At 59.0% G+C, this 13,669-nt stretch carries 10 protein-coding genes; 8 read left to right on the forward strand and 2 right to left on the reverse strand.

What is annotated here, in order from left to right:
• Window positions 1–9: 9 nt before the first annotated feature.
• Complete coding sequence (gene pcaF / locus RSF91_RS04070; RefSeq protein ID WP_332567212.1) at window positions 10–1,218, reverse strand: 3-oxoadipyl-CoA thiolase; 1,209 nt, start codon at window positions 1,216–1,218, stop codon at window positions 10–12.
• A gap of 175 nt (window positions 1,219–1,393) precedes the next feature.
• Between pcaF and RSF91_RS04075 the strand changes: the two genes are divergently transcribed.
• From RSF91_RS04075 to RSF91_RS04085, 3 genes are all read left to right on the forward strand, one after another.
• Window positions 1,394–2,101, forward strand: coding sequence for a transposase (locus RSF91_RS04075; protein ID WP_332567213.1), 708 nt, complete (start codon window positions 1,394–1,396; stop codon window positions 2,099–2,101).
• 184 nt (window positions 2,102–2,285) lie between these two features.
• On the forward strand, window positions 2,286–7,034 hold the full coding sequence (locus RSF91_RS04080; protein ID WP_332567214.1) for a glutamate synthase-related protein: 4,749 nt from the start codon (window positions 2,286–2,288) through the stop codon (window positions 7,032–7,034).
• A gap of 71 nt (window positions 7,035–7,105) precedes the next feature.
• Window positions 7,106–8,581 (forward strand): glutamate synthase subunit beta, encoded by a 1,476-nt coding sequence (locus tag RSF91_RS04085; RefSeq protein ID WP_332567215.1) that lies wholly within the window; start codon window positions 7,106–7,108, stop codon window positions 8,579–8,581.
• A gap of 134 nt (window positions 8,582–8,715) precedes the next feature.
• Here the strand turns inward: RSF91_RS04085 and RSF91_RS04090 are convergent, their stop codons facing one another.
• Window positions 8,716–9,162, reverse strand: coding sequence for a DUF3293 domain-containing protein (locus RSF91_RS04090; RefSeq protein WP_332567216.1), 447 nt, complete (start codon window positions 9,160–9,162; stop codon window positions 8,716–8,718).
• Between the two features lie 179 nt (window positions 9,163–9,341).
• Between RSF91_RS04090 and RSF91_RS04095 the strand changes: the two genes are divergently transcribed.
• From RSF91_RS04095 to mlaE, 5 genes are all read left to right on the forward strand, one after another.
• The gene (locus tag RSF91_RS04095; protein ID WP_332567217.1) at window positions 9,342–10,151 is read left to right on the forward strand and encodes an amino acid ABC transporter substrate-binding protein; all 810 of its coding nucleotides are present in this window, start codon (window positions 9,342–9,344) and stop codon (window positions 10,149–10,151) included.
• A gap of 158 nt (window positions 10,152–10,309) precedes the next feature.
• Window positions 10,310–10,963: an amino acid ABC transporter permease gene (locus RSF91_RS04100; RefSeq protein ID WP_198461935.1), complete on the forward strand. Its 654-nt coding sequence runs from the start codon at window positions 10,310–10,312 to the stop codon at window positions 10,961–10,963.
• 117 nt (window positions 10,964–11,080) lie between these two features.
• Window positions 11,081–11,833, forward strand: a complete 753-nt coding sequence (locus tag RSF91_RS04105; RefSeq protein ID WP_332567261.1) for an amino acid ABC transporter ATP-binding protein — start codon at window positions 11,081–11,083, stop codon at window positions 11,831–11,833.
• Between the two features lie 219 nt (window positions 11,834–12,052).
• Complete coding sequence (locus tag RSF91_RS04110) at window positions 12,053–12,865, forward strand: ABC transporter ATP-binding protein (RefSeq protein ID WP_332567218.1); 813 nt, start codon at window positions 12,053–12,055, stop codon at window positions 12,863–12,865.
• On the forward strand, window positions 12,862–13,638 hold the full coding sequence (gene mlaE / locus RSF91_RS04115) for a lipid asymmetry maintenance ABC transporter permease subunit MlaE (RefSeq protein ID WP_099738712.1): 777 nt from the start codon (window positions 12,862–12,864) through the stop codon (window positions 13,636–13,638). The genes RSF91_RS04110 and mlaE overlap by 4 nt, the downstream gene beginning before the upstream one ends.
• Window positions 13,639–13,669 lie beyond the last annotated feature (31 nt).

Here is a 13,669-nt window from a genome sequence, read left to right on the forward strand (position 1 = left end):
TCCCCTCCGCTATACCTTCTCGATAATCAGCGCGATCCCCTGCCCCACGCCTATGCACATGGTGCATAGCGCATAGCGACCGTCCAGTATGTGCAACTGATTGGTAGCGGTGGTGACCAGTCTGGCGCCTGATGCACCCAGAGGGTGACCCAGCGCAATCGCACCACCCCACTGATTGACGCGGCAATCGTCATCCTTAAGCCCCAGATCGCGCAGCACTGCCAGCCCTTGGGCAGCAAATGCTTCGTTGAGTTCGATGATGTCCATCTGCTCCAGACTCAGGCCCGTCATCTCCAGCACCTTGCGCGCGGCAGGGGCGGGGCCCATTCCCATGATGCGAGGGGCGATGCCGGCAACAGCCATGCCCACGATGCGGGCCTTGGGCGTCAGTCCATATTGCAAGGCGGCCTCTTCATTGGCGAGCAGCAGGGCGCAACTGCCATCGTTGACGCCTGAGGCATTGCCTGCGGTGACCGATCCATCAGGGCGAACCACGCCTTTGAGTTTGCTCAGCGCCTCAAGCGTTGTTGCGCGAGGGTGCTCGTCCTGACTCACGACAACGGCATCACCCTTCTTCTGGGCGATGTGTACGGGCACGATTTCTTGTGCCAGATAGCCTGCTGCAATGGCTGCCGCCGCTTTTTGCTGGCTGGCATGGGCCATGCGATCTTGCGCCTCGCGTTCAATCTCGAAATCGTCAGCGACGTTTTCGGCCGTTTCGGGCATGGAGTCCACACCATGCAGGGCTTTCATTTGTTTGTTGATGAAGCGCCAGCCAATGGTGGTGTCATAAACCGCGTTATTGCGGCTGAAGGCGGAATCAGCCTTGGGCATGACGAATGGCGCGCGGCTCATGCTTTCCACGCCGCCTGCAATCATCAACCTTGCTTCTCCTGATTTGATAGCGCGTGCCGCTGTACCTACGGCGTCTAGCCCTGATCCGCAGAGTCGATTGATCGTGGCGCTGGGCACATCCACGGGCAGGCCTGCCAGTAGCGATGCCATATGGGCCACATTGCGGTTGTCTTCGCCGGCCTGATTGGCGCAGCCATAGATCACGTCGGTTACGGCCCTCCAGTCCACACCCGGATTGCGCTCCATCAATGCCTTGATGGGAATGGCGGCCAAGTCATCCGTACGTATGGATGACAGTGCACCCCCATAGCGGCCAATAGGGGTGCGAATGGCATCGCAGATAAAAGCGTGTGGCTGGCTCATCCCATGTCTCCAATACTCTGATTTGACTGGTGTAGTTTGTCCGCATCAGTCTAGGCAAGTGATGGCGGCTTTGGCTGCGCCTCTGTGACAGTGATGATTTCGGGGCTTGTAATGATTGCCGCGTGCGGATTGACGCTCTGCGCCAGATAATTGCTGGGTACTACAGCTCATCACCATGGCCCGTCTTCCCCGTCTCACGCTGGCAAACATGCCGCACCACATCATTCAGCGCGGCAATAACAGCGGCGAGATTTTTGTGGATGCGCAGGATCGCCTTGCCATGCTGGACCTGATGCGCGAGATGGCGCGGCGCTTTGATGTCGATGTGCATGCCTATGTACTCATGCCCAATCACTTTCACCTGCTGCTGACGCCCAAGACAGAGCAGGGCGTTCCCCAGTTCATGCAGGCGCTGGGACGCAGCTATGTGCGCTACTTCAATAACCGCCATGGGCGAACCGGCACCTTGTGGGAGGGGCGCTACCGGGGCACGTTGCTGCAGGCTGAGCAATGGCTGCTGCCCACGATGGTGTCCATGGATTTGAACCCCGTGCGCGCGGGGCTGGTGCCTCGGGCTCTGGACTGGCCCTGGTCCAGCTATGCGCATAACGCTGGCATTCAGCAAGATGCTCTCATCAGCCCGCACGCGCTTTTCTGGGCTCTGGGGAACACGCCGTTTGCGCGCGATGCTGCTTATGTCAAAGCGGTGGAAGCCGGACTTGATCAAGACACCCAGGAGCAGATCAGCCACGCTGCCTTGCGTGGATGGGCTCTGGGCGAGCCTGAATTTATTGAAAATTTGCAACAAAAAACCGAGCGCCGGGTTATGCGACAGAAGGCCGGCAGGCCACCCGCCCGCACAGCTTTGGTGCACGAGAGCTAAGGCTCAATTTCTATCTCTTTGTTTTTATTGAATTGCTGCATTTGATTTAAATATGTCCCCAATTAAATACAAATAAAAATAGTCTGAAATTAATTGGTATCTGACCCTGATTAAAATTTATTGCATAACTCTATGCTCTGTCGTAATCTTGCATTCCCCGCGATTGATATAAGAGGATTCCCCCATGACGACGGCTGCCGAGATCAAGCATCTCCAAGACCACGGTCTGTATTCCAAGTCCAACGAGCATGACGCTTGTGGTCTGGGTTTTGTGGCACATATCAAGGGCCAGAAGCGTCATGACATCGTGTTGGGCGCGCTCAAGATTCTGGAAAATATCGATCACCGCGGTGCCGTCGGTGCCGATCCGTTGATGGGTGATGGCGCAGGTATCCTGATTCAGATTCCTGACCAGCTCTATCGAGAAGAGATGGCCAAGCAGGGCGTGACATTGCCCCCGGCTGGTGAATACGGCGTGGGCATGATCTTCCTGCCCAAGGAGCACGCTTCCCGTCTGGCCTGCGAGCAGGAGATGGAGCGCGCCATCAAGGCTGAAAACCAGGTGCTGCTGGGCTGGCGCGATGTGCCGGTGAACCGCGACATGCCCATGTCGCCCACCGTGCAGGAAAAAGAACCCATCCTGCGCCAGATTTTTATTGGCCGCGGCACCGATGTGATCGTGCAGGACGCGCTGGAGCGCAAGCTGTACGTGATTCGCAAGACCGCCTCTGCCGCTATCCAGAACCTGGGCCTCAAGCACAGCAAGGAATACTACGTTCCCAGCATGAGCAGCCGCACCGTGGTTTACAAGGGCTTGCTGCTGGCTGATCAGGTGGGCGTGTACTACAAGGACCTGTCGGATGAGCGTTGCGTCTCCGCCATTGGTCTGGTGCACCAGCGCTTTTCCACCAACACCTTCCCCGAGTGGCCTCTGGCTCACCCCTACCGTTATGTGGCGCACAACGGTGAAATCAACACCGTGCGCGGCAACTACAACTGGATGCTGGCGCGCGAAGGCGTGATGGCTTCCCCTGTGCTGGGTGACGACCTGCAAAAGCTGTACCCCATCAGCTTTGCCGGCCAGTCTGACACGGCCACTTTTGACAACTGCCTGGAGCTGCTGACCATGGCTGGCTATCCCATCAGCCAGGCCGTGATGATGATGATTCCCGAGCCATGGGAACAGCACGAAGCCATGGATGAGCGCCGCCGCGCTTTCTATGAATACCACGCCGCGATGATTGAGCCATGGGATGGCCCCGCCTCCATCGTGTTCACCGATGGCCGCCAGATCGGCGCCACGCTGGACCGCAATGGCCTGCGTCCCTCGCGCTACTGCATTACCGATGACGACATGGTCATCCTGGCTTCTGAAGCCGGTGTTCTGCCTGTGCCCGATAGCAAGATCGTGCGCAAGTGGCGCCTGCAGCCCGGCAAGATGCTGCTGATCGACCTGGAACAAGGCCGCATGATTGAAGACGATGAGCTCAAAGCCAACGTTGTCAACACCAAGCCCTACAAGCAATGGATTGAAAACCTGCGCATCAAGCTCGACGAGGTGGAAATCCCCGCCGACTTCAAGGCCCCCGTGGCCAAGGCCGACCTGTCGCTGCTGGACCGCCAGCAAGCTTTTGGCTTCACACAGGAAGACATCAAGTTCCTGCTCACCCCCATGGCCCAGCTGGGCGAAGAAGGCATTGGCTCCATGGGCAACGACAGCCCGCTGGCCGTGCTGTCTGACAAAAACAAGCCGCTGTATAACTACTTCCGCCAGATGTTCGCCCAGGTGACGAACCCGCCTATCGACCCGATTCGCGAAGCAATCGTGATGTCGCTGGTGTCGTTCGTGGGCCCCAAGCCCAACCTGCTGGATATCAACCAGGTCAACCCGCCCATGCGCCTGGAGCTGCAGCAGCCTGTCCTCGACTTCGAAGGCATGGCCCGTCTGCGCGACATTGAAAAGCACACCAACGGCAAGTTCAAGAGCTCGACCATCGACATCACTTACCCCCTGAGCTGGGGTAAGGAAGGCGTGGAAGCCAAGCTGGCATCGCTGTGCGCCCACGCGGTGGACGAGATCAAGGGCGGTGCCAACATCCTGATCATCAGCGACCGCGGCATGAGCGCTACGCAAGTGGCCATCCCTGCGCTGCTGGCGCTGTCCGCCATTCACCAGCATCTGGTGAAGGAAGGTCTGCGTACTACCGCTGGTCTGGTGGTAGAAACCGGTACCGCCCGTGAAGTGCATCACTTCGCCGTGCTGGCTGGTTACGGCGCAGAAGCCGTACACCCCTATCTGGCGCTGGAAACGCTGGTCGACATTTTCAGCCGCGAAGCTGCGCCCATCACGGCTGAGAAGGCCATCTATCACTACGTGAAGGCCATTGGCAAGGGCCTGTCCAAGATCATGTCCAAGATGGGCGTGTCTACCTATATGTCTTACTGCGGTGCCCAGCTGTTTGAGGCCGTGGGCCTGAACACTGAAACCGTGGACAAATACTTCACCGGCACGGCCAGCCGCGTGGAAGGTATTGGCGTCTTTGAGATCGCCGAAGAAACCATTCGCAACCACGAAGCCGCTTTCAGCGACGACCCCGTGCTGGAATCCATGCTGGACGCCGGTGGCGAATACGCCTGGCGTGCCCGTGGTGAAGAACATATGTGGACGCCGGACGTGATTGCCAAGCTGCAGCACTCCACTCGCTCCAACAACTTCAACACCTACAAGGAATACGCCCAGCTGATCAACGATCAGAGCAAGCGCCATATGACGCTGCGCGGCCTGTTTGAGTTCAAGTTTGACCCCGCCAAGGCCATTCCTGTAGATCAGGTTGAGTCGGTCAAGGAAATCGTCAAGCGCTTTGCCACCGGTGCCATGTCCCTGGGCTCCATCTCCACCGAAGCCCACGCTACGCTGGCCGTGGCCATGAACCGCATTGGCGGCAAGAGCAACACCGGCGAAGGCGGCGAAGATCCCAAGCGCTATCGCAACGAGTTGAAGGGCATCCCCATCAACAAGGGTGAGACGCTGGGCTCCATCATCGGAGCCGACAAGGTCGAGTCGGATATCGAGCTGCAAGCTGGCGACAGCCTGCGCTCCAAGATCAAGCAGGTGGCTTCGGGTCGTTTTGGCGTGACCGCCGAGTACCTGGCTTCTTCCGATCAGATCCAGATCAAGATGGCGCAAGGTGCCAAGCCCGGTGAGGGCGGCCAGCTGCCCGGCGGCAAGGTGTCCGAATACATCGGTGCACTGCGTCACTCCGTCCCCGGTGTCGGCCTGATTTCGCCTCCTCCGCATCACGACATCTACTCGATCGAAGACTTGGCGCAGCTGATTCACGATCTGAAGAACGTGGCACCGCACGCCAGCATCAGCACCAAGCTGGTGTCTGAAGTCGGTGTGGGCACGATTGCAGCTGGCGTGACCAAGTGCAAGAGTGATCACCTGGTGATCGCCGGCCATGACGGCGGCACTGGCGCTTCTCCTTGGTCCTCCATCAAGCATGCGGGCGGCCCTTGGGAAATTGGTCTGGCTGAAACCCAGCAAACACTGGTGCTGAACCGTCTGCGTGGCCGTGTGCGCGTGCAGGCCGATGGCCAGATGAAGACTGGCCGCGACGTGATCATTGGCGCTCTGCTGGGTGCGGATGAATTCGGCTTCGCCACCGCACCTCTGGTGGTCGAGGGCTGCATCATGATGCGCAAGTGCCACCTGAACACATGCCCCGTGGGCGTGGCGACGCAAGACCCCGTGCTGCGCGCCAAGTTCACTGGCAAGCCTGAGCATGTGGTGAACTACTTCTTCTTCATCGCTGAAGAAGTGCGCCAGATCATGGCCCAGCTGGGTATCGCCAAGTTCGACGACCTGATCGGCCGCTCCGACCTGCTCGACACCCGCAAGGGCATCGCACACTGGAAGGCGCAGGGTCTGGACTTCAGCCGCCTGTTCTACCAGCCCGAAGTGCCTGCCGATGTGGCTCGCTACCATGTGGAGTCGCAAGACCACCTGCTGGACAAGGCACTAGACGTCAAGCTCATCGAGCGCTGCAAGCCCGCCATCGCAAACCGCGAGAAGGTGCGCATCATGGAAGTGGCGCGCAACGTCAACCGTTCCGTGGGGGCCATGCTCTCCGGTGCGGTGACCAAGCAGCACGCCGAAGGTCTGCCAGACGACACCATCCGGATCCACTTTGAAGGTACGGGCGGTCAGTCCTTCGGTGCCTTCCTGTGCAACGGCATCACGTTGAACCTGACTGGCGAAGCCAATGACTACACCGGCAAGGGTCTGTCCGGCGGTCGCGTGGTGGTGCATCCCAGCCATGAGTTCCGTGGTTCGACAACCACCAACACCATCGTGGGCAACACCGTGATGTTTGGTGCAACCAGCGGTGAAGCCTTCTTCTCCGGTGTGGCTGGCGAGCGCTTTGCCGTGCGTCTGTCGGGTGCGACTGCAGTGGTCGAAGGCGTGGGTGACCACGGCTGCGAATACATGACCGGCGGCACGGCCGTGGTGCTGGGTAAGACAGGTCGCAATTTTGCGGCCGGTATGAGCGGCGGTGTGGCTTATGTGTACGACGAAGACGGCAAGTTTGCCGAGCGCTGCAACACTGCTTCGGTGAAGCTGGAAAAAGTGTTGCCGCACGACGAGTTTGTCTCGCGTATTGACCCCGCTATCTGGCACCGTGGTCAGAGCGACGATCAGCAGCTGCGCAATATGGTGGAAGCACACAGCCGCTGGACGGGCTCCAAGCGTGCCCGTGACCTGCTGGACAACTGGGCCGCAGCGCGTGCCAAGTTCGTCAAGGTGTTCCCGACCGAGTACCAGCGTGCTCTGGGCGAGATCTTTGAACGCAAACAGAAGGCTGAAAAGGCGCAATCGCAAGCAGCGAAAGCGTTGACAGCTCCTCAAAAAGAAGCAGTGGCAGCCAAGTAACAAGGCCTGAAGCGGTGGCGGCCAGCTGCCACCGCACTGCAAGCGAACACAGATTTCAAGGAATACAGATCATGGGCAAGACCACCGGCTTTATGGAATACGAGCGCATCGAAGAGGGCTATGCCCCCGTTGCGGAACGCCTCAAGCACTACAAAGAATTCGTCATCGGTTTGACGACTGACCAGGCCAAGGTTCAGGCCGCGCGCTGCATGGATTGCGGCACGCCTTTCTGCAACAACGGCTGCCCGGTCAACAACATCATTCCGGACTTCAACGACCTGGTGTATCGCGACGACTGGAAGAACGCCATCGCCACGCTGCACAGCACCAACAATTTCCCCGAGTTCACCGGCCGCATCTGCCCCGCACCTTGCGAAGCGGCTTGCGTGGCTAACATCAATGGCGATGCCATTGGTATCAAGTCCATCGAGCACTCCATCATCGACCGTGCTTGGAACGAAGGCTGGGTCAAGCCTCTGCTGCCCAAGCACCAAACCGGCAAGAAGGTTGCCGTGGTCGGTGCTGGCCCCGCCGGCATGGCCGCTGCCCAGCAACTGGTGCGCGCGGGCCACGATGTGACGCTGTTTGAAAAGAACGACCGTGTGGGCGGCCTGCTGCGCTACGGCATCCCCGACTTCAAGCTGGATAAGGGCCTGATCGACCGCCGTGTGGAGCAGATGGAAGCCGAAGGCCTGAAGATTCGCACCAGCGTGCTGATTGCAGGCAAGGATGGTCTGGGCAAGGATTCCAAGGTCACCAACTGGGCCAAGGAAACCATCAGCCCCGAGCAACTCAAGGCCGAGTTTGATGCCGTGCTGCTGACTGGTGGCTCCGAGCAGTCGCGTGACCTGCCCGTGCCTGGCCGTGAGCTGGATGGCGTGCACTACGCGATGGAGTTCCTGCCTCAGCAAAACAAGATCAACGGTGGCGACAAGCTCAAGGGCCAGATCCGTGCCGAAGGCAAGCATGTCATCGTCATCGGCGGTGGCGACACCGGCTCTGATTGCGTGGGCACCAGCAACCGCCACGGTGCCAAGAGCGTGACTCAGTTTGAAGTCATGCCCATGCCGCCTGAGCAGGAGAACAAGCCCATGGTCTGGCCTTATTGGCCAATCAAGCTGCGTACCAGCTCTAGTCACGACGAAGGCGTGGTGCGTGAGTTCGCCATCTCCACCAAGGAGTTCACGGGCGACAAGGGCAAGGTCAAGAGCCTGACCACCGTGCAGGTCGAGTTCAAGGACGGAAAGCTGACCGAAGTGCCCGGCACTGAAAAGGTCTGGCCCGCTGACTTGGTGCTGCTGGCCATGGGTTTTGTCCACCCTGTCTCGCCCGTGCTCGAAGCCTTTGGCGTTCATAAGGACGCACGCGGCAATGTCAAGGCGAGTACGGACTTCATCGGCGGCTATGCCACCAATGTGAGCAAGGTGTTTGCGGCGGGCGACATCCGCCGGGGTCAGTCGCTGGTGGTCTGGGCCATTCGTGAAGGCCGTCAGGCGGCACGCTCGGTCGATGAGTTCCTGATGGGTGCGAGCGAGCTGCCCCGTTAATCAGGCACATTCAGAAAAAGGCATTCTTAGGAATGCCTTTTTTCATAGCGGCTACCGCTTGTATTGAGGGCACTTCAGCAGGGTTTGCTGAATATTTTGAGCAATAGAAGGCGCAAGCAGCTATCAAAATAAGGTCAGCGAAGCCATAGCAGCTGCGGCACAGCATCTGCTGCGCTCCACAAAACAGCGTTCTGTTCCCATTGCTGGCCCCAGAGCAGGGCGGTGGCGGCGTCCATGCCCCAGATCAACAGGCTGTCTTCGCGCCACTGGTTTGCAGCGTCCTGGCCGCAGCCGTTCAGGTATTGCCAGCCGTTTGAATCTAAGGCTTGGCGCAGGGCAGTCATGCGCTCTGCATTGGCCGCATCGCTTAAGACGGCTCCCCAAGGGTTGCAGGCCGTGAGGTAGCAGGCGGCGGGCGTTGATCGCTGGCTCAGCTGCTGATGCAGCCAGTTGCTACGCTCACCCACGCGTAGCGTTTGAGAGACAGCGCCCTCGGCATCCACCCGGTAGAGCGCTGCGCGGTAGGCCTGCTGCAGGGCGGCGGGGAGCTGGCTGGTGTTGGGACTTTGTATGGACGGCATGGCAGTGATTTTTTGAAAGCCGGCGCATGGTTTTGCTGCGCGCGGGTGACGCCGTGGCCGGTCTGCGCGACAATAGCGGATTCGGCGCTGGCGGCAGCCCGGTCTGGCTTCAGCGATGTTGGGGTAGGCGAGTGCCGTCAATGCTCTTCGGTTTTTTTCACTTCACTCTTTTCGACGCCATGAAAAAACGTACCCTGCTGGCCACCGTGGCCCTGACTGCCATTTTGGCTGCTTGCGGCAAGAACGAACCCGCATCCAGCACTGCTGCAGCTCCTGCACCGGCTCCTGTGGCTGCTGCTACCAAGCTGGTGGTGGGTCTGGACGACAACTTCCCTCCCATGGGTTTCCGTGACGAGAAGAACGAGTTGGTCGGTTTTGACATCGACATGGCCCGTGAAGTGGCCAAGCGCGCCAACATCGAAGTGGAATTCAAGCCAATCGACTGGAACGCCAAGGAAGCCGAGCTGCTGGGCAAGCGCGTTGACGCTCTGTGGAATGGCCTGACCATTCTGGAAGAGCGCAAGGAAAAGATTCTGTTCTCCGACCCCTACATGGTGAACAAGCAGATCATCATCGTGAAGGCCGGCTCGCCCATCAAGGGCAAGGCTGACATGGTTGGCAAGATCGTTGGCGCCCAGGAAGGCTCCAGCGCTGTGACCGCCATGACCAAGGACAAGGAACTGTCCGACAAGTTCAAGCAAACCAAGCTGTTCGGTGACAACATTGCCGCCATGATGGATCTGGAAACAGGCCGTCTGGACGTGGTGGTGGTGGACGAAGTTGTGGGTCGTTACTACGTCAACAAGAAGCCTGACAACTACACGGTTCTGACCGAAGACTTCGGTACCGAAGACTATGGCGTGGGCTTCCGCAAGGACGACGAAGCCACTCGCAACAAGGTCAACGACGTGCTGACCGAAATGAAGAAGGACGGCAAGGCCGCTGAAATCGCTCAGAAGTGGTTTGGCGCTGACGTTATCAAGCACTAATCCTTTTTAGCGTACTGCACCGGCAATGCCTGGCATTGCCGGTTTTTTTTGCGACGACAATGCGGTGCAGGAAGATAGTGGTAAACACTCCCTCCGGCGCACGCCCTGTGCCTGTGGCGGGCTTTTGATAGCTGCGGTGCCACACTGAAGGCCAATTGATGGAATATGTAATCTCGCTCTTGGGGCCCATGTCGGCTGGTGCCCTTGTTACTCTCAAGCTGTTTTTCATCACGCTGATGCTGTCCATCCCCATGGGGCTGGCACTGGCGCTGATGCGCATCTCCAGCATCAAGCCATTGAGCAGCGCTGTGGGCGCCTATATCTGGCTGATGCGCGGCACGCCGCTGATGCTGCAGTTGCTGTTCGTCTATTTCGCGCTGCCCTTTGTGCCCGTGATTGGCGTGCGCCTGCCCGACTTTCCTGCTGCCGTGGTCGCGTTTGCACTGAACTACGCCGCCTACTTTGCTGAAATCTTCCGCGCTGGCATCAAGTCCGTGGATCGCGGCCAGTATGAAGGCGCCAAGGTACTGGGCATGACTTATGCGCAGACCATGCGCCGCATCGTGCTGCCCCAGATGTGGGCCCGCATTTTGCCGCCCGTCAGCAACGAGACCATTACCCTAGTCAAAGACACATCGCTGATCTATGTGCTGGCGCTGAACGATTTGCTGCGCGTGGCGCGCGGCGTGGTGCAGCGTGACTTCAGCTTCACCCCGTTCATCGTGGCTGCGGCTTTCTATCTCATCATGACGCTGGTGCTGACCTGGGGCTTCCAGCACCTTGAGAAGAAGTATGCCAAGTATGAAGCGTGATCCCCTGTGCGGCTGCGCCGCAAGGCGGCTCTTGACCGGCGTCTTGCCGGTAGAGCCTTGCCAGTTTTCTGCGCCGGGCGCTATGGAGAGTTTGTAATGACGTCTACCTCTGACGTAATGATTTCTGCGCAAGGCATTCACAAGGCCTTTGGCAGCAACGAAGTGCTGCGTGGCGTCTCGGTGGATTTGCTGCGCGGCGAAGTGGTGGCAGTGATCGGCCCTTCGGGCTCGGGCAAGAGCACGTTTTTGCGCTGCCTGAACCATCTGGAATCCATTGACCGCGGCACCATCACCATCGAAGGTGAAGTGCTGGCCCAATCCGAAGGCGAGGCCAAGGCTCAGTATGTGAGCGATGCCGAGATCCGCAAGATCGGCCGCAAGATGGGCATGGTGTTCCAGTCCTTCAATCTGTTCCCCCACCTCACGGTGCTGGAGAACATCATTGAGGCACCCGTCATCGTCAAAGGCCTGACGCGCGAGGAAATCATCCCCAAGGCCGAAGCCCTGCTGGCCAAGGTGGGCCTGGCTGCCAAGCGCGATGCCTACCCGAATCACCTCTCCGGCGGTCAAAAGCAGCGCGTGGCCATTGCCCGTGCGCTGGCCATGGAGCCTGATATTTTGCTGTTCGACGAGCCCACATCGGCACTCGACCCCGAGCTGACCGGTGAAGTGCTGCGCACCATGCGCGAGCTGGCCGAAGAGCACATGACCATGCTGGTGGTGACCCACGAAATGGGTTTTGCCCGCGAAGTGGCCAACCGCGTGATTTTCATGGACGGCGGTCACATCGTCGAACAAGGTCCTTCGGAAGCGTTCTTCGCAGCTCCCAAGCACGAGCGAACCAAGGCATTTTTGCACAATATGTTGTAAAAACGTTACAGCTGCCTGTGTAATTTCATATGGCAAAATTGGCAGCTAACGCTTTTGCAACAAGCGCTGGTAGCTCCTGAAATAGGAGTAAGGGCTCTGTCAGGCATACAGGTGTCCGAATAAACATTCGTTGATGAATGTTTACTTCGGGGTAACCGGGCTTTTTGCCGTGCTTACCGGCACAATACTCGATTGCCTTCTCTCAGTTGCTCCTCAAGCATGTCATCTAACGCACCCTTTGTGGAATTGCGCAATGTCACCTTTGGCTATGGTGACCGTGTCATTCTGCGCGATCTCTCCCTGCAAGTGCCGCGTGGCAAAGTCACGGCGCTGATGGGGGCCTCGGGCGGCGGCAAAACCACGGTGCTACGCCTGATTGGTGGTCAAAACCATGCCCAGCAAGGGCAGGTGCTGTTTGATGGTCAGGATGTGACCACCATGGATTCCGCTCAGCTCTACGCCGCCCGTCGCCGCATGGGCATGCTGTTCCAGTTTGGTGCGTTGTTTACCGATATGAGCGTGTTTGACAACGTAGCCTTCCCGCTGCGCGAGCACACCGACCTACCCGAAGAGTTGATTCGTGACATCGTTTTGATGAAGCTGCACGCGGTGGGCCTGCGCGGTGCGCGCGATTTGATGCCTTCGCAGGTTTCCGGCGGCATGGCACGCCGCGTGGCGCTGGCCCGAGCGATTGCGCTGGACCCTGAGCTCATCATGTATGACGAGCCGTTTGCCGGGCTGGATCCGATTTCTCTGGGTACCTCGGCGCAGCTGATTCGTCAGCTCAACGACGCCATGGGTTTGACCTCGATTCTGGTCTCTCACGATCTGGAAGAAACCTTCCGCGTGGCCGACCATGTGGTGATTCTGGGTGCTGGCGGTGTCGCCGCTCAGGGCTCACCCGATGAGGTGCGCGCCAGCACCGATCCGCTGGTGCAGCAATTCATCAACGCCAGGCCTGTCGGGCCTGTGCCGTTTCACTATCCTGGCGTCAGCGCCGATGAAGACTTTGGCAGCGGGAGGCGTGCATGAACTTTATCGCACGCATTGGCGCGGCTGTACGCGGCCAGCTGATCAATATGGGCATAGGCGCGCGTCTGTTCTGGCGTCTGCTGACCTTGCTGGGCCCGGCCCTCAAGCGCCCGCGCCTGATCGGGGACCAGATTCACTTTTTGGGCAATTACTCGCTGGCCATCATTGGTGTTTCTGGCCTGTTCGTTGGCTTTGTACTGGGTCTGCAGGGCTATTACATCCTGCAGCGCTACGGCTCGGCCGAGGCGCTGGGCATGATGGTTGCACTGAGTCTGCTGCGCGAGCTTGGCCCCGTCGTTACAGCCTTGCTGTTCGCCGGTCGTGCCGGCACGGCTTTGACGGCTGAAATCGGTCTGATGAAGGCGGGTGAACAGCTGTCTGCTATGGAAATGATGGCGGTTGACCCTGTCAAACGCATTCTGGCTCCCCGCTTCTGGGCTGGCCTGATCACCATGCCTTTGCTGGCAGCAGTGTTCAGCGCGGTCGGCGTACTGGGGGGCTGGCTGGTGGGTGTGGTGATGATTGGTGTTGACAGCGGTGCTTTCTGGGGCCAGATGCAGCAGGGCGTTGACTGGTGGACCGACCTGGGTAACGGCGTGCTCAAGAGCTTTGTCTTCGGTGTGGCAGTGACCTTTGTGGCGCTGCTGGAGGGCTATGCCGCCAGTCCCACGCCCGAAGGGGTTTCGCGAGCGACCACAAGAACGGTGGTCGTCGCTTCGCTTGCCGTGCTGGGCCTGGACTTCCTGCTCACCGCAACCATGTTCAGTATTTGAGGCTGCACAGCCAGATCAAAGGTAAAAAAAT

The organism is Comamonas sp. (genome assembly GCF_036643215.1).
Taxonomy (GTDB): Bacteria; Pseudomonadota; Gammaproteobacteria; order Burkholderiales; family Burkholderiaceae_C; genus Comamonas.